Origin of the sequence: Erwinia persicina NBRC 102418, from assembly GCF_001571305.1 — a bacterium.
Classification (GTDB): Bacteria; Pseudomonadota; Gammaproteobacteria; order Enterobacterales; family Enterobacteriaceae; genus Erwinia; species Erwinia persicina.
In genome coordinates this window covers 190,771-207,239 of sequence record NZ_BCTN01000004.1, presented here as the reverse complement: position 1 = coordinate 207,239, position 16,469 = coordinate 190,771, and the positions used below count along the sequence as shown (strand labels likewise).

The 16,469-nt window shown below is 55.0% G+C and carries 13 protein-coding genes; 4 read left to right on the top strand and 9 right to left on the bottom strand.

Annotation, left to right across the window (positions count from 1 at the left end; translation table 11 throughout):
- Positions 1–142: 142 nt before the first annotated feature.
- The 3 genes from ldtD (at position 143) to EPE01S_RS06860 (ending at position 3,401) form a co-directional block, all read left to right on the top strand.
- Positions 143–1,993 carry a L,D-transpeptidase gene (gene ldtD / locus EPE01S_RS06870; protein ID WP_062743858.1) on the top strand — a complete coding sequence of 617 codons (1,851 nt, stop codon included), beginning with the start codon at positions 143–145 and terminating at the stop codon, positions 1,991–1,993.
- Between the two features lie 188 nt (positions 1,994–2,181).
- Entirely contained in the window at positions 2,182–2,730 is a 549-nt protein-coding gene (gene mepK, locus EPE01S_RS06865; RefSeq protein ID WP_062743857.1) for a peptidoglycan L,D-endopeptidase MepK, read from the top strand.
- A 41-nt stretch (positions 2,731–2,771) separates the two neighbouring features.
- Entirely contained in the window at positions 2,772–3,401 is a 630-nt protein-coding gene (locus tag EPE01S_RS06860) for an MBL fold metallo-hydrolase (protein WP_062743856.1), read from the top strand.
- Positions 3,402–3,452: 51 nt separating this feature from the next.
- Here the strand turns inward: EPE01S_RS06860 and EPE01S_RS06855 are convergent, their stop codons facing one another.
- From EPE01S_RS06855 to pncB, 4 genes are all read right to left on the bottom strand, one after another.
- On the bottom strand, positions 3,453–4,643 hold the full coding sequence (locus EPE01S_RS06855; protein ID WP_062743855.1) for an amino acid aminotransferase: 1,191 nt from the start codon (positions 4,641–4,643) through the stop codon (positions 3,453–3,455).
- Between the two features lie 188 nt (positions 4,644–4,831).
- A complete protein-coding gene (gene ompC / locus EPE01S_RS06850) occupies positions 4,832–5,932 on the bottom strand; it encodes a porin OmpC (protein ID WP_062743854.1) in 1,101 nt (366 codons plus the stop codon).
- Positions 5,933–6,232: 300 nt separating this feature from the next.
- On the bottom strand, positions 6,233–7,633 hold the full coding sequence (asnS, locus tag EPE01S_RS06845; protein ID WP_062743853.1) for an asparagine--tRNA ligase: 1,401 nt from the start codon (positions 7,631–7,633) through the stop codon (positions 6,233–6,235).
- A 166-nt stretch (positions 7,634–7,799) separates the two neighbouring features.
- Entirely contained in the window at positions 7,800–9,005 is a 1,206-nt protein-coding gene (gene pncB, locus EPE01S_RS06840) for a nicotinate phosphoribosyltransferase (RefSeq protein WP_062743898.1), read from the bottom strand.
- Positions 9,006–9,269: 264 nt separating this feature from the next.
- On the opposite strand from pncB, the gene pepN reads away from it, so the two are divergent.
- On the top strand, positions 9,270–11,885 hold the full coding sequence (gene pepN, locus EPE01S_RS06835; protein ID WP_062743852.1) for an aminopeptidase N: 2,616 nt from the start codon (positions 9,270–9,272) through the stop codon (positions 11,883–11,885).
- Positions 11,886–11,956: 71 nt separating this feature from the next.
- On the opposite strand, the gene ssuB is transcribed toward pepN, so the two are convergent.
- Genes ssuB through ssuE form a run of 5 tightly spaced genes read right to left on the bottom strand, consistent with a single transcriptional unit; the run spans position 11,957 to position 16,229 of the window.
- The gene (ssuB, locus tag EPE01S_RS06830) at positions 11,957–12,745 is read right to left on the bottom strand and encodes an aliphatic sulfonates ABC transporter ATP-binding protein (RefSeq protein ID WP_062743851.1); all 789 of its coding nucleotides are present in this window, start codon (positions 12,743–12,745) and stop codon (positions 11,957–11,959) included.
- Positions 12,742–13,533, bottom strand: a complete 792-nt coding sequence (gene ssuC, locus EPE01S_RS06825) for an aliphatic sulfonate ABC transporter permease SsuC (RefSeq protein ID WP_062743850.1) — start codon at positions 13,531–13,533, stop codon at positions 12,742–12,744. Before ssuC ends, ssuB begins: the two co-directional genes overlap by 4 nt.
- 9 nt (positions 13,534–13,542) lie before the next feature.
- On the bottom strand, positions 13,543–14,688 hold the full coding sequence (gene ssuD / locus EPE01S_RS06820) for an FMNH2-dependent alkanesulfonate monooxygenase (protein WP_062743849.1): 1,146 nt from the start codon (positions 14,686–14,688) through the stop codon (positions 13,543–13,545).
- A gap of 15 nt (positions 14,689–14,703) precedes the next feature.
- A complete protein-coding gene (locus tag EPE01S_RS06815; RefSeq protein WP_062743848.1) occupies positions 14,704–15,663 on the bottom strand; it encodes a sulfonate ABC transporter substrate-binding protein in 960 nt (319 codons plus the stop codon).
- Positions 15,664–15,677: 14 nt separating this feature from the next.
- Positions 15,678–16,229, bottom strand: a complete 552-nt coding sequence (ssuE, locus tag EPE01S_RS06810; RefSeq protein WP_062743847.1) for an NADPH-dependent FMN reductase — start codon at positions 16,227–16,229, stop codon at positions 15,678–15,680.
- Positions 16,230–16,469: the final 240 nt, after the last annotated feature.

Here is a 16,469-nt window from a genome sequence, read left to right as displayed (position 1 = left end):
GCAGTGGTAATATTTCTGCGTCCAGATTACTCTGGATAACGGCATTTGCACGTATGAGGCAAATGCCGTTTTCTGTTTCTATACTTATAACAATGACTAATTACTGCTGGCTTCCCGTTCAGCAGACTAACAGGGAGCAAGGATGTTGCTGCAGAAATCGTTTTCCACCCGGGCTGTTGCGCTGGGTTGTACTCTGTTTTGCTGGATGGTCAGCATGTCGCCATCGCTTGCGGGGATACCGCCGGTCTCTGCGCCGGTGAGTCATCACGTTAGCGTGGTGCAAAGTGCATCGCAGATTGCCGCGCTCTATCCGCACGGAAACGCGCCGTTCTATTTGAAAAGTCTTGCTCCTCTGTATGCCAGCCGGAGTATGCAGCCGATGTGGCAGGATGGTCAGGCCGTACAGCAGTTTCAGCAGCAGTTAGCCGAAGTCGCTATCTCCGGCGTTCAGCCACAATTTATTCAGTGGGTCAAACAGCTGACCGACCCCGCTATCACCGGACTGGCTCGTGACGTGGTGTTGTCTGACGCCATGCTGGGCTATCTGCAATTTACTTCCAGTGTTCCCAGCAAAGGGGAAACCTGGCTCTACAGCAATGTGCCTTATAAAATGGAAACACCGTCAGTGGCGGTGATCAACCAGTGGCAAAATGCGCTGGCGCAGGGGAATCTGAATGGATTTGTTCTGTCGCTGGCACCTCAGCATCCACAGTATGCGCGCATGCATCAGGCCCTGAAAACCCTGCTGGCCGAAAACCGGCCGTGGCCGCAGTTGACCGATAAACAAACCCTGCGTCCCGGCCAGGTCAGCAACGATGTGCCCGCGCTGCGTGACATCCTGCAGCGTACCGGGATGATGTCCCCGGCCAGCGAGCCATCGACACCGGCGGAAGAAGTGGTGGGGCCGGTTGACGCCCCGCTGGTGCATGATGATGACAATGCCCAGCCTGATGCGACAGCGCGCCCCACAACGGACAGCAGCGTTGTGGTCAGTCCGTCGGCCGTACCGACTGATAACCTGCCACCGGCTACCCCGCAAAACGTGGGTAACGTTGATGGTGTCGTGATACCGGTGAACAGCGATAATATTTATACCCCGGACCTGGTCGAAGCCCTTAAACGTTTTCAGACCTGGCAGGGGCTGGAAGCAGACGGCGCCATTGGTACGCGTACGCGTGAATGGCTTAACGTCTCGCCCCAGCGCCGGGCTTCATTACTGGCGCTGAACATACAGCGGTTACGTCTGCTGCCGGATGATATGCATAACGGTATTATGGTCAATATTCCTAATTACTCTCTGGCCTACTACGTTAACGGCAATGAGATCCTTTCTTCACGGGTGATTGTTGGCCGTCCTGACCGTAAAACGCCTCTGATGCGCAGCGCCCTGAATAACGTGGTGCTTAACCCACCGTGGAATGTGCCGACAACGCTGGTGCGCAAGGACATTGTGCCAAAAGTGAAACAGGACCCGATGTACCTGTATAAACACGGTTATACGCTGCTTTCCGGCTGGACGAACGATGCGGAGGTTATTGACCCGTCAATGATCGACTGGAGCATGGTATCTGCTGCCTCGTTCCCTTATCGCATTCGTCAGGCTCCGGGGCCGACTAATTCACTTGGCCGCTACAAATTCAATATGCCAAGTTCGGATGCGATTTATCTGCACGACACGCCAAATCACGGCCTGTTCCAGAAAGATATTCGCGCATTGAGTTCAGGCTGCGTCCGGGTCAACCGCGCTTCAGATCTGGCCAGCCTGCTGTTACAGAACGTTGGCTGGGATAATTCGCGTATTTCCAGCACGCTGAAAGAGGGGGATACCCGCTTTGTCTCCATCCGCCAGCGCGTTCCGGTGAACCTCTATTATCTGACGGCCTGGGTCGCCGATGATGGCTTGCCGCAATTTCGTACAGATATTTACAATTATGACAATACCGCCCGATCCGGTGCGCCGGCGCTGTTGTCAGCTGGTCAGTTATTGCTCTAATGATTGATTAATCAGATATTCCCGCCAGGGTTGCTGGTGGGGCATAAAACCGGTGCAGAGGCGATAACATCACACTCTGCGCCGGTTTTTCTTTTCGCAGGTTGACGTAGGTTTTTTCGCCCGGTAAGGTTCCGAACGGTGCACATATTTGCACTGCTCCGAATCATTAAGCCAGGTAATACTGATCCATGCATAAAATTGACTCTCATCGCCGTAAGTGGCTGACGTTAGGTGGCGCCGCACTCGGTGTAGCACTCCTCCCGGGGCAGGCTTTCGCCTCGCTATCGACGTCCCGGCCGCGTGTATTGACGCTCAACAACCTCAATACCGGTGAAAACCTTAAAACGGAATTTTTTAACGGTAAAAGCTATGACAAGGATGAATTAGCCAGACTGAATCATTTTTTCCGTGATTACCGCGCGAATAAAAGTAAAAGTATTGATCCCCATCTCTTCGACCAGCTGTTCCGCCTGCAAACGCTGCTGGACAGTCGTAAACCAGTACAGCTTATCTCAGGCTACCGCTCCCTCGGCACCAACAATTCCCTGCGCTCTCATACCCGGGGGGTCGCCAAGCACAGCTACCACACGCTGGGCCAGGCGATGGATTTCCATATTGAAGGGATCTCGTTAAGCAATGTTCGCAAAGCCGCACTTTCGCTGCGGGCGGGTGGTGTAGGATACTATCCGAGTAGTAACTTTGTGCATATTGATACCGGGCCAGTCCGGCACTGGTAAACGACATCCCGGCACCCTGTGGTGGCCGGTAACGGAGTATCATGGATTATCATATTATCCCGGTCACCGCGTTCGCACAGAACTGCTCGGTGATCTGGTGTACGCAAACGCGTGAGGCCGCGCTGGTGGATCCCGGCGGCGATCCTGAAAATATTAAGCAGCAGGTTGCAGCGCTGGATGTGACGTTGACCCGCATCCTGCTGACGCACGGGCACCTCGATCACGTCGGGGCTGCCGCTGAACTGGCCGCACATTATGCTGTTCCGGTGATCGGGCCTCATAAGGCTGATAAATTCTGGCTGGACGGATTGCCGATGCAAAGTCAGATGTTTGGTTTTGCCGAATGTCCGCCGCTGGAACCAGACCGCTGGCTTGAGGAAGGCGAAACTGTCCGGGTAGGAGAGACGGAACTGGAGGTTCTGCTGTGTCCCGGGCATACGCCGGGACATATCGTTTTCTTTGACCGTACCGGCCGCCTGCTGGTCTCGGGTGACGTGATCTTCAGCGGCGGTGTTGGTCGTTCTGACTTCCCGCAGGGCAGTCACAGTGACCTGATCGCCTCTATTAAGACTAAGCTGCTGCCCCTGGGCGATGACGTGACCTTTATTCCGGGGCACGGTCCGAAGTCCACGCTGGGACGTGAGCGCATCAGCAATCCCTTCCTGCAATAGCGAATAAAAAAGGGTGACCACCCACCGGGTGGTCACCCTCAGCTCACCGAATCACAGTACCGCGACAATCGCCTCGCACAGCTGAGACATATTATCCGGCGTCATGCCTGCCACGTTGACACGTCCGGAATTCACCGCGTACACGCCAAATTCCTCACGCAGACGCACAACCTGATCTTTCGTCAGGCCGCTGAAGGAAAACATCCCGTTCTGATTAATGATAAAGCTGAAGTCGCCTTTTGCGCCTTTTTCCTGCAGGGTATTAACAAACAGCTGACGCATACGCTGAATGCGTTCACGCATGCTGGTCAGCTCCTGTTCCCACAGGGCACGCAGGGCGCTGTTGTCAAGGATCGTGGCCACGACGGCAGCACCGTGTGCAGGTGGGTTGGAATAGTTAGCACGGATGGTGGCCTTGACCTGGCTGAACGCCGTGTCGACCACGGTGGCATCAGCGGCAACGAGGGTAAAGGCACCGACGCGCTCGTTATACAGACCGAAGTTTTTCGAGTAAGAGCTGCAAACGATCAGTTCCTGATGGCTGGCGGCGAATGCGCGCAGGCCTTCAGCGTCTTCTTCCAGACCACGAGCGAAGCCCTGATAGGCAAAGTCAAACAGCGGCAGCCAGCCTTTAGTCAGCGACAGCTCAGCCAGCTGGGCCCACTGGGCCGCCGTTGGGTCGATGCCGGTCGGGTTGTGGCAGCAGCCGTGGAACAGCACGATATCTCCAGCCTGCGCTGCGCTCAGGCTGTTTACCAGCCCGTTAAAGTCCAGTGTGTGCTGGGCAGCATCATAGTAATCATATTCACACACTTCCAGACCGGCAGCGGCAAATACGTTTTTATGGTTTGGCCAGCTCGGATTGCTCACCCAGATACGTTTTGCGCTGGTCTGGGTGGCAATAAAGTCGGCGGCAATGCGCAGTGCACCAGTACCGCCAGGGGTTTGGGCGGTGCGCGCACGATGACCGGAAATCAGTGCGCTATCGGCACCGAACAGCAGTTCCTGGGTGCAGCGACCAAAGTCAGCAATACCATCAATGCTCAGATAGTTTTTAGTGGTTTCGTTTTCCAGCAGATACTGTTCAGCTTTTTTAACGCTGGTCAGTACCGGCGTTTTGCCGGTTTCATCTTTATACACGCCAATGCCGAGGTTGATCTTATTTGGGCGGTCATCAGCGCGGAACAGATCGGCTAAACCAAGAATAGGGTCGGCGGGTGCAGCTGCAATACGTTCAAACATAGTCGAAGTCCGTTAGCTTAAATTAAAGCGAAGTGAGGACTCAGGTTAACGCCAGTAAGGGTAAATTACCAACCGTTTGCGTCAAAAAAACAGCAGAAAGGGGGAAGGGAGGAGAGAAAAACAAAAACGGAGCCGAAGCTCCGTTGAGTGCACGGTTAATCGCGACCTGAGCCGCGATTAAAGGGCAATTAGAATTGGTACTGCAGGCCAACACCAACAACGTCGTCGGTGTTAATAGCACCAGCGCGGGTGTAGTCTGTGTCATCCAGCAGGTTGATTTTGTAGTCAACGTAGGTAGACATGTTTTTGTTGAAGTAGTAGTAAGTACCAACTTCAATGTATTTAACCAGGTCAGCGTCACCGCCAGCAAAGGTAGAACCGTTACCGGTCACACCGTTCAGGTCCTTACCTTTAGACTGCAGGTAAGCGATGGATGGACGCAGACCGAAGTCGAACTGGTACTGAGCAACAACTTCAAAGTTCTGAGTTTTGTTGGCAGTCTGATTGTTACCATAGCTGCTGGTGTTACGTGCTTCACCGTAGAACGCCGCCAGGTAAACGTTGTTTGCGTCATATTTCAGACCCAATGCGTACTGGTCAGCTTTATCGCCGTTGCCGTCAGCAACCTGGCGGTTAGTACGGTCTGAAGACGCGTAAGCACCTACAGCACTGATACCCATGCCGGTGTTATAAGCTACAGAACTGCCCCAGCCGTCGCCATTCTCGTCAATAATACGACGGTCATTGCTTTCGTTTTTGCCCTGGTACTGTACAGCGAAGCTCAGGCCATCAACCAGACCGAAGAAGTTGCTGTTACGGTAAGTAGCAACACCATTTGCACGACCAACCATGAAGTTGTCGTTGTTGGTGTACATGGTGTCATCACCGAAGATTGGCAGCTGGTCGGTGTAAGACATTGCGTCATAGATCACGCCGTAGTTACGACCGTAGTCGAATGAACCCGCGTCCCCGAATTTCAGACCAGCAAAGCCCAGACGGGTTTTAGAACCGTCGGTACCCTGAGATTCTGCAGTGTTAGCCTGTACGTTATATTCCCACTGGCCGTAACCGGTCAGCTGATCGTTGATCTGGGTTTCACCTTTGAAACCAAAACGAACATAAGTCTGGTCACCGTCTTCGTTGCTATTGTCAGAGAAGTTGTGACGCGCATCAACTTTACCGTACAGGTCCAGTTTGTTGCCATCTTTGTTATAGATTTCTGCTGCGTTAGCGGCACCAGCAGCCAACAGTGCTGGGATCACTACTGCAAGAATGTTGCGCTTCATCATTTTGTTATTACCCTCATTGGAGTTATTTGGACACCTGCCACTGCCGTCAACAATTCTTTACAGAACTCTGATGAGAGTTTGGTGTCTTCCTGTGTCTGCACGCATCTTTCCATTCGTAGCCTGGTTAATCTAGCCCGAAAATGCTACTAATCTCTTATTCTAGTAACAAGAGGAAAATATGTATTACAAAATGTAAAAATCACGGAACTTTGTGAGTCATCTCTAAATTTACAAAAATAAAAAAAGGCCAGCGAGGCTGACCTTAGTATATATATGAATTTCTTATATTTAATGCAGAAATCAGAACGTCGCGTTGCGTGGAGTGCGTGGGAAGGCGATAACATCCCTTACATTCTGTACGCCAGTGACATAGGCGATTAATCGTTCGAAACCTAAACCGAAACCTGAATGAGGCACGGTGCCGTAACGACGCAGATCGCGATACCACCAGTAATCTTCTTTATTCAGACCCATTTCGGCCAGGCGGGCATCGAGCACATCCAGACGTTCTTCACGCTGAGAACCCCCGATGATTTCACCAATGCCCGGGGCCAGCACGTCCATGGCGGCCACAGTTTTGCCATCGTCGTTCAGGCGCATGTAGAAAGCTTTAATCTCTTTCGGATAGTTTTTCACCACCACTGGCGCTTTAAAGTGTTTCTCTGCCAGGTAACGCTCGTGTTCAGAAGAGAGGTCGATGCCCCATGACACGGCGTTTTCAAAGGTCTGTCCCGAGGCCAGCAGGATCTCAACGGCTTCGGTGTAGTCCACCTGGGCAAAGTCGGTAGTGACAAAACGCTCCAGGCGTGAAATTGCGTCTTTGTCAACACGCTCGGCAAAGAAAGCCATGTCATCAGCGCGCTCTTCCAGCACAGCTTTGAAAACATATTTCAGCATGGCTTCGGCCAGCGCGGCATTGTCTTCCAGATCGGCAAAGGCAATCTCAGGCTCCAGCATCCAGAACTCTGCCAGATGGCGGCTGGTGTGGGAGTTTTCCGCACGGAAGGTCGGGCCAAACGTGTAGATCTTGGAAATGGCGCTGGCGTAGGTTTCACCGTTTAACTGGCCGGATACGGTCAGGAACGCTTCTTTACCGAAGAAGTCTTCATCATAATTGACTTTGCCTTCCGGCGTGCGCGGCAGGTTTTCTAAATCCAGCGTCGAAACGCGGAACATTTCACCGGCACCCTCCGTATCGGATGCAGTGATCAGCGGAGTGGAAACCCAGAAGAAACCCTGCTCATCAAAGAAACGGTGCAGAGCCTGCGCCAGGGTGTGACGCACACGGGCGACGGCACCAATCAGGTTAGTACGTGGGCGCAGGTGAGCGACCTCACGCAGGTATTCAATGCTGTGGCGTTTAGCCGCCATCGGATAGGTATCGGGATCGTCCACCCAGCCCACCACGTCCACGTGGGTAGCCTGAATTTCAAAGCTCTGACCTTCGCCCGGAGATTCAACGACTTTACCGGTGATGGCGACGGAACAGCCGGTGGTCAGACGTAAAACTTCATCCTGATAATTATTCAGAGAATTATTCACGACAGCCTGAACGGGATTAAAGCAGGAGCCGTCATAAACGGCGATAAAGGAAATACCGGCTTTTGAATCTCTTCGTGTACGCACCCAACCACGTACGGTGACTTCACTGTCAACCGCGACCCGGCCGTGCAGTACATCCGCTACTGGCACAACGCTCATAATAATTCTCTCGCTATTAATTAATCTGAATTGAATACCCCAAATTTAGGGTCTTGCTATGTTACTTGCCAGGCGATGATAAACAAGCGAATTCCGGCAGCAGAAGCAGATTTCTTTAGGGGGGAGGGGATCGGGGGGCCGGTATGGGAGGGCCCCCGTAACAGGACTAGCTGGCTTTCTTCACCAGCGGCAGGTCAAACGCTTTACGCAGGGCACGCACAAAGGCTTTATCCTGGCAGATAGTTTTTCCCGGGCTGTCGGACAGTTTAGCAACGGGCTTGCCGTTGCACTCCACCAGCTTAATGACAATATTAAGCGGCTTAACCTGAGGGATATCACAGGTCAGGCGTGTACCAATGCCGAAAATAACATTAATCCGCTGACCGAAGTGGCGATAAAGTCCCACCGCCTTTTCCAGATCAAGATTATCAGAAAAGACCAGCGTTTTCGTCAACGGGTCGATGCCCAGCTGATGATAATGGGCAATCGCTTTCTCACCCCACTCCAGCGGGTCGCCAGAATCATGGCGCAATCCCTGGTAGGCGCTGGCAAATTCCAGACCGAAATCACGCAGGAAGGCATCCATAGTGATGCAGTCTGTCAGGGCAATACCTAACTGATCGGGATACTCCTCCAGCCAGGATTGCAGCGCAGCACGCTGACTGTTGGCCAGCACCGGACTGATTTGCTGGTGCGCCTGGAACCATTCATGCGCCTGGGTACCCACTGGCATAATCTGCTGCTGGCGCGCCATTTCATAGTTACTGGACCCAACCAGCCAGGGAAATTCCTGCTTCAGCGTACTGACTATCGCCAGGTGAACATCATGCGAGAAGCGGCGACGGGTGCCGAAATCCATCAGGCGAAAGCGCGACATATCCAGATCGGCGGTGAGCTCGTTAAACTGCGCCAGCTTGAGTTTCAGCTGACTGACCGCCATCTCTGGCGTGACCTGCGGTGAACGATGGCGGTGAACCACCTCACTGATCAACGCCAGGAGCGGCACTTCCCACATGATCACTTCACGCCACGGTCCGCTGATGCGGATATCCAGTTTTCCCTGGTGATTGCGCACGCGAACCTGCGCGGGATCGTATCGGAAGGTCCGCAGCCAGTTGAGATAATCCGGGGTGAAAAACGGCAGCCCGGCAAGATAGGTGAACTCATCTTCCGTTAGCACCAGCGCGGCCATCATATCGATTTGCTGTTGAATTTCATCGACATAAATACCCAGCATGTCATCACCCCGGCAGCGAAACTCGGCGGCCACAGTGACATCGTAATAACGATGGAACACCGCCTGCTGCATATGAAGCTTATAGGCATCGGTATCGAGAAGCGTAGTCAAAATCGGGGAAGCGTGTCGTGTCATGGTGCGTTTCAGCATCCTCTGGCGAAGAGCGTTATCCCTGGTTCAAATGAAGAAAAAGTCGCAGGAGTATAACCCGAATACGTATTTATTGAACCCGATCACAGCACAATTCGGTCGGCGTGGTCGAGGGCAATCTGTGCGTTTGTTAATGAAATGTACCAATTCCCCGCAAAGGTACGGTTAAAGGGTGATTCCACGTGGCAACCTGGTGATAACAGGAATAGACTTGAAAAGGTTAACTAATTATCGACGTGAGAAAGACTTATGACGCAACTGCCACAAGCCAAGAATCGCCATGACTATCGTGCGCCAGATTACACCATTACCGATATCGACCTGACGTTTAATCTTGATGCCAGTACCACCCAGGTGACCGCCATCAGCCAGATTAAACGTCTGGGGGACCGTGATGCCGAACTGCGCCTGGACGGAGAAGACCTGACGCTGATCTCGCTGCACGTTAACGACCAGCCGTGGCAGCATTACCGGCAGGAAGAGGGCGCGCTGATACTTCAGCAGTTGCCAGAGGTCTTCACATTAAAAATCGTCAATGATATCCATCCGGATAAAAACACTGCGCTGGAAGGGTTGTACAAATCCGGTGAAGCACTCTGTACCCAGTGTGAAGCTGAAGGTTTCCGCCATATTACCTGGTACCTTGATCGCCCTGACGTGCTGGCACGTTTTACCACAACGATTATTGCTGAACAGGCACTCTATCCGTACCTGCTCTCTAACGGTAACCGCGTGGATGGCGGGCAGATGGAAGATGGCCGTCACTGGATGAAGTGGCACGATCCCTTCCCAAAACCCTGCTATCTGTTTGCCGTTGTCGCCGGCGATTTCGATGTGCTGCGCGACAGCTTCAAAACCCGTTCGGGTCGTGACGTTGCCCTGGAAATCTTTGTCGATCGTGGCAACCTTGATCGTGCTGACTGGGCGATGACCTCGCTGAAAAACAGCATGAAATGGGATGAGGAGCGTTTTGGCCTGGAGTATGACCTCGACATCTTTATGATCGTCGCCGTCGACTTCTTCAATATGGGCGCAATGGAAAATAAAGGGCTGAACGTCTTTAACTCCAAATATGTGCTGGCCAAAGCGGAAACGGCCACGGATAAAGACTACCTCGGCATCGAGGCGGTCATTGGTCACGAATACTTCCATAACTGGACCGGTAACCGTGTCACCTGTCGCGACTGGTTCCAGCTCAGCCTGAAAGAGGGGCTGACGGTCTTCCGCGATCAGGAGTTCAGCTCTGACCTGGGCTCGCGCGCGGTTAACCGCATCGATAACGTGCGTGTCATGCGCGGCTCCCAGTTTGCTGAAGATGCCAGCCCAATGGCGCATCCGATCCGTCCTGAGCAGGTGATCGAGATGAACAATTTCTACACCCTGACGGTGTACGAAAAGGGTTCAGAAGTGATCCGCATGTTGCATACCCTGCTGGGCGAAGCGAACTTCCAGAAAGGGATGCAGCTCTATTTCGAGCGTCACGACGGTAGCGCCGCGACCTGTGATGATTTTGTCCAGGCGATGGAAGATGCCTCAAACGTTGACCTGTCACAGTTCCGTCGCTGGTACAGCCAGTCGGGTACGCCCGTGCTGTCAGTCCGTGACGACTACAACCCGGAGCTGGAGCAGTACACGCTGCACGTCACACAGTTGACTCCGCCGACGGCCGACCAGAAAGAGAAGCTGCCGCTGCATATTCCGCTGGATATCGAGCTGTATGACGGTGAAGGCAAGGTTATTCCACTACAGCATAACGGCCACCCGGTCCATCACGTGCTGAACGTGACCGAATCATTCCAGACATTTGTCTTTGATAAGGTGTATTTCCAGCCAGTACCTTCTCTGCTGCGCGAGTTTTCTGCGCCAGTGAAGCTGGACTACAACTGGAGTGATGCCCAGTTAACCTTCCTGATGCGCCACGCACGTAATGATTTTTCGCGCTGGGATGCAGCGCAGAGTCTGATGGCGAACCACATCAAGATTAACGTTGCCCGCCAGCAGCAGGGGCAACCGCTATCCCTGCCGTTGCACGTTGCAGATGCGTTCCGTGCGGTGCTTTTATCCGAGTCCACCGATCCCGCACTGATGGCCTTGATCCTGTCACTGCCCGGTGAGAATGAGATTGCTGAGCTGTTTGACATCATCGACCCACAGGCCAATGCGGTGGTGCGTGAAGCACTGGTCCGTACGCTGGCGACCGAGCTGGAAGATGAGCTGCTGGCGGTGTATTACGCCAGTCAGACGCCGGAATATCGCATTGAACACGCGGATATCGGTAAACGCTCGCTGAAAAACGTCTGCCTGAGCTACCTGGCCTTTGCCGACGCGGCTCAGGCCGACAGGCTGGTCAGCGCACAGTATCACCACGCCAATAATATGACGGACACCGTGGCGGCGCTGTCGGCTGCCATCGCGGCACAGCTGCCGTGCCGTGCCGCGCTGTTAGCCGATTTTGATGAGCGCTGGCATCAGGATGGCCTGGTGATGGACAAGTGGTTTGCTCTGCAGGCGACCAGTCCGGCGGCCGATGTACTGTCCCAGGTACGCGCCTTGCTTAACCATCGCTCCTTTACCCTGAGCAATCCGAACCGTATTCGCTCACTGGTCGGGGCATTTGCTTCAGCTAACCCGGCGGCTTTCCATGCGGCGGACGGCAGTGGCTATCAGTTCCTGGTGGAGATCCTCAGCGATCTCAACACCCGCAACCCACAGGTAGCGGCGCGCATGATCGAGCCATTAATTCGCCTCAAACGCTATGATGCAGGACGTCAGGCGCTGATGCGTAACGCGCTGGAACAGCTGCAGGCGCTGGATAAACTGTCTGGCGATCTGTTTGAAAAAATTAGCAAGGCACTGAATGCCTGACCCTGACGGGCGGACAATAAGATAAAAAAATGGGCGATAATCTCGCCCATTTTTCTTGATGTCGGTCCCCGTCAGCCATGCGCATACTGTCGTTCTTTTTGCACCGGCAGGCGTTTCATCACGCGATCCAGCACTTCCGCTTCCAGTTCAGCCAGCCTGACCGATCCTTTACGCCGTGGTCGTGGCAGATCAACGCAGAGATCCAGGCCGATATTCCCTTCCTCAATCAACAGTACCCGATCGGCCATCGCCACTGCTTCACTGACATCATGCGTCACCAGCAGTACGGTAAAATGATGCGCCTGCCAGAGGGATTCAATCAGATCCTGCATTTCGATGCGGGTTAAGGCATCCAGTGCGCCAAGCGGCTCATCCAGCAGCAGCAGGCCAGGACGGTGGATCAGTGCACGAGCCAGCGCCACCCGCTGTTTCTGGCCGCCTGACAGCGCAGCGGGCCACTCCCCGGCGCGGTCGGCCAGGCCAACGGCCTTCAGCGCGTCCAGCGCCCGATCTTTCCATGCTTTGCCTTTCAGGCCCAGCCCGACGTTATCGATGACGCTTTTCCACGGCAGCAGGCGATCGTCCTGGAACATCAGCCGGATATCCTCCCGCGCCTCGCTCAGGGGGGCACTACCGGCCCGAAGCTCGCCGCTGCTGGCTTTCTCCAGTCCGGCCAGCAGGCGCAGCAGGGTGCTTTTGCCACAGCCGCTGCGCCCGACCACGGCGACAAACTGTCCGGAGGGAATATGCAGGTCAATATTATTCAGCACCGTGCGCTGGTTATACTGTTTGCTGACGCCGCTGATCGCCAGCGGCGTACCGGCATTAAGACGCGCCGGAGACGGGGTGAACTCGCTCATGCGTTTTCCTCTTTTAATTGATACGCCGGATGCCAGCGCAGCCACACGCGTTCCAGCAGCAGTGCGCTGACGTCAGCCAGTTTGCCCAGCAGGGCATAGAGAATAATCGCCACCACCACCACATCCGTTTGCAGAAACTCACGGGCATTCATCGCCAGGTAACCAATGCCGGAGTTGGCCGAAATGGTTTCAGCAACGATCAGCGTCAGCCACATCAGACCGAGCGCAAAGCGCACGCCGACCATAATGGAGGGCAGGGCACCGGGCAGCACCACCTGAATAAACAGGCTCCAGCCTGACAGGCCATAGCTGCGCGCCATTTCCACCAGCCCGCGATCGATATTACGGATACCGTGATAGGTATTGAGATAGATCGGAAACAGTGTCCCCAGCGCCACCAGGAAGATCTTGGCCGACTCGTCAATGCCAAACCACAGGATCACCAGCGGGATCAGGGCCAGATGGGGCACGTTACGGAGCATCTGTACCGAGGTATCCAGCAGGCGTTCGCCCAGCGTTGACATTCCGGTAATTAACCCGAGTAACAGGCCAATTGAACCGCCTATGCTGAACCCCACTGCCGCGCGCCAACTGCTGATGGCGAGGTGTTGCCACAGTTCACCGCTGGCCGACAGCCTCCAGAAGGTGATAATAACGGATTCCGGCGACGGCAGGATCCGGGTGGAAAGCCAGCCCAGCTGTGAGGCTAACTGCCAGACGACCACCAGCAGAACGGGTAACGCCCACGGCAGCAGGCCATTACCGATACGATTCAGGCTTTTACTCATGGCTCACCTCTAACTCTGCGAAACTTTTTGGGGGGCAAAATCGTGGGCGACCTGTTCACCGTGGGCCTGAACGGCCTGGGGCTGTGGTATCTCGGGGATAGCCAGATCCAGGTGCGGGAAGAGTAATTCGCCCACGCGCCAGGCTTCTTCCAGATGCGGATAGCCGGACAGAATAAAAGTCTCGATCCCCAGATCGGCATACTCCTGCATTCGCGCAGCCACCGTAGGGCCATCACCCACCAGTGCCGTACCAGCCCCCCCACGCACCAGACCGACGCCGGCCCAAAGATTCGGGCTGATCTCCAGCTGGTCGCGTTTACCGCCGTGCAGCGCGGCCATGCGCTGCTGACCCACAGAGTCTGTTTTCGCCAGCGCAGCCTGTGCTTTCGCGATGGTGGCATCGTCCAGGTGGGAAATCAGACGGTCGGCGGCCTGCCAGGCTTCTTCATTGGTTTCGCGCACGATCACATGCAGGCGAATACCAAAGCGGACTTTACGTCCCTGTGCGGCCGCTTTAGCCTGCACCTGCGCAATCTTTTCTTTCACCTGCGCTGGTGGTTCCCCCCAGGTCAGATAGACATCCACCTGCTCGGCGGCCAGGTCCTGCGCCACTTCAGACGAGCCGCCAAACCACAGCGGCGGGCGTGGCTGCTGAACGGGTTTAAACATCAGGCGTGCGCCGCGGACGTGGATGTGTTTACCTTCATAGTCCACCGTTTCGCCTTCCAGCACGCGTCGCCAGACGCGGGTAAACTCGGCAGACTCGGCGTAACGCTCGCGGTGATCCAGAAACACGCCATCCCCGGCCAGCTCTTCCGCATCGCCCCCGGTGACCAGGTTAAACAGGGCACGACCGTTAGACAGGCGGTCAAGCGTTGCCGCCTGGCGGGCGGCCTGAGTCGGTGAGATGACGCCGGGACGCAGCGCCACCAGGAAGCGCAGACGCCGGGTCACCGGGATTAACGATGCAGCCACCAGCCAGGCATCTTCACAGGAGCGACCTGTCGGGATCAGTACCCCGCCAAACCCCAGATGGTCGGCGGCCTGGGCGATTTGTTGCAGATAGGCATAATCGACCGGGCGTGCACCTTCATTAGTCCCTAAATATTTCCCATCACCGTGAGTGGGAAGAAACCAGAAAACGGAAAGACTCATTGTGTTACTCCTCATTCATTGGGGGGAGGGGCCATGCCAGATGCGGCTGGAGACATCGACTTTCACCGGCATCAGGTGGTTGCTGTAAAACAGATCGGCGGTCTGCTGCTGTGCCTGTGCTGTCTTATTGCTCACCAGGGTGATAGCGGTCGGCGGGCGATGGTCGAAATAGGTTGAGATGACCGCTTTTGGCAGCCCCATCGCCTGCGCCAGCAGGTCGACGCTCTGCTCACGCTGGCTGCGGGTCAGGGCATCGGCCTGGCTGAAGGTATCCAGCACCTGCTGCAGGAACGCGCCGTTTTTCTCGGTGAAGGGCCGGGTTGCCAGATAGAAGGAACCGGTCAGGTTGAGCGTGTCGCCATTCTTCAGCACACGAACGCCGCCCTGCTGAAGGGCCGCAGAGTAATACGGGTCCCAGATTGCCCAGGCATCAACATCGCCCTGCTGGAAGGCAGCACGGGCATCCGCTGGCGTCAGAAATGCAGGCTGAATATCGTTGAAGCTCAGACCCGCTTCTTTCAGCGCGCGTAACAGCAGGTTGTGGGAGCTGGACCCCTTCTGAAAGGCCACCTTATGACCTTTGAGATCGGCCACCGTTTTCAGCGGACTCTCTTCGCGTACCAGAATCACCTCCGCTTTTGGCTTGGGGGGTTCCGAACCGACATACAGCAGGTCAGCGCCGGCGGCCTGGGCGAAAATCGGTGGAATATCGCCGGTGCTGCCTAAATCAATACTGTTGACGTTCAACGCCTCCAGCATCTGGGGCCCGGCGGGGAACTCCACCCATTTAATCGTGGTGTGAGGAAAGCGCTTCTCCAGTAGCTGATGTGATTTGGCCAGCACCATACTGACGGAGCCTTTCTGATAGCCAATCCGTATCTGTGCGGGGGCATCAGGGGAGGCTGCCGCCATCGCCTGAACGGCCAGCAGACCTGCGATGAATAGCGTGGTGATGAAGCGGGAACACAGTGTCATCGCAATTCCTCAGTTCAGACGGCGGTGGCCAGCGGTTGATGCCGGCGCGCCAGGGCATGCCAGAAAGTATCGAGCGACTCTGCCAGCCGTTCGGCGAGTATCGGCGACAGCTCGGGCGTCCGGTCGTAGTGACTGATCTGCGTGTCGTCAGCAAACACACCGTGCAGCACTTCCTGCGCTTTCAGCGCGTTCAGTACCGGTTTAAGCGCGTAATCGACGGCCAGCAGATGAGCGACGGTGCCGCCGGTTGCCAGTGGTAACACCACTTTATGTTCCAGGGCACGCTCGGGCAGCAGATCCAGCAACGTTTTCAACGCGCCGGCAAAAGACGCTTTATATACCGGTGTGGCGACGATCAGGCCGTCAGCGGTGTCGAGATCCTCTTTTAATGCCAGCAGGGCAGGGGAGTCGAAGCGGGCGTACAGCAGATCTTCAGGATTGAAGTTATGCAGGTTCCACGGGATAACTTCGACACCTCGTTTTTCCAGCGCGTGCTGGCAGATTGTCAGCAGCGCGGTGGAGCGGGAAGGAAAACGGGGGCTTCCCGCCAGAGTAATAACGCGCATAACTTCTCCTTATAACCAAAAGTTATTAATAACCAGATTTCAAGAACAGATGACTTATCCTGACAGAGCCCGTTTGGACGCTTAAATGATTTATCCGGCATATTTTTGCCGTTTTGCACATAACGCTGGGGCTGGACCCCGACAGAGAGAAAAAAATGGACATTCGGGCGTGCTTTTGCGCCAGGTCATTTCCCTTTAACCGAGGAAACCGGGATAATACGACCCCGATTTTCCATCGGG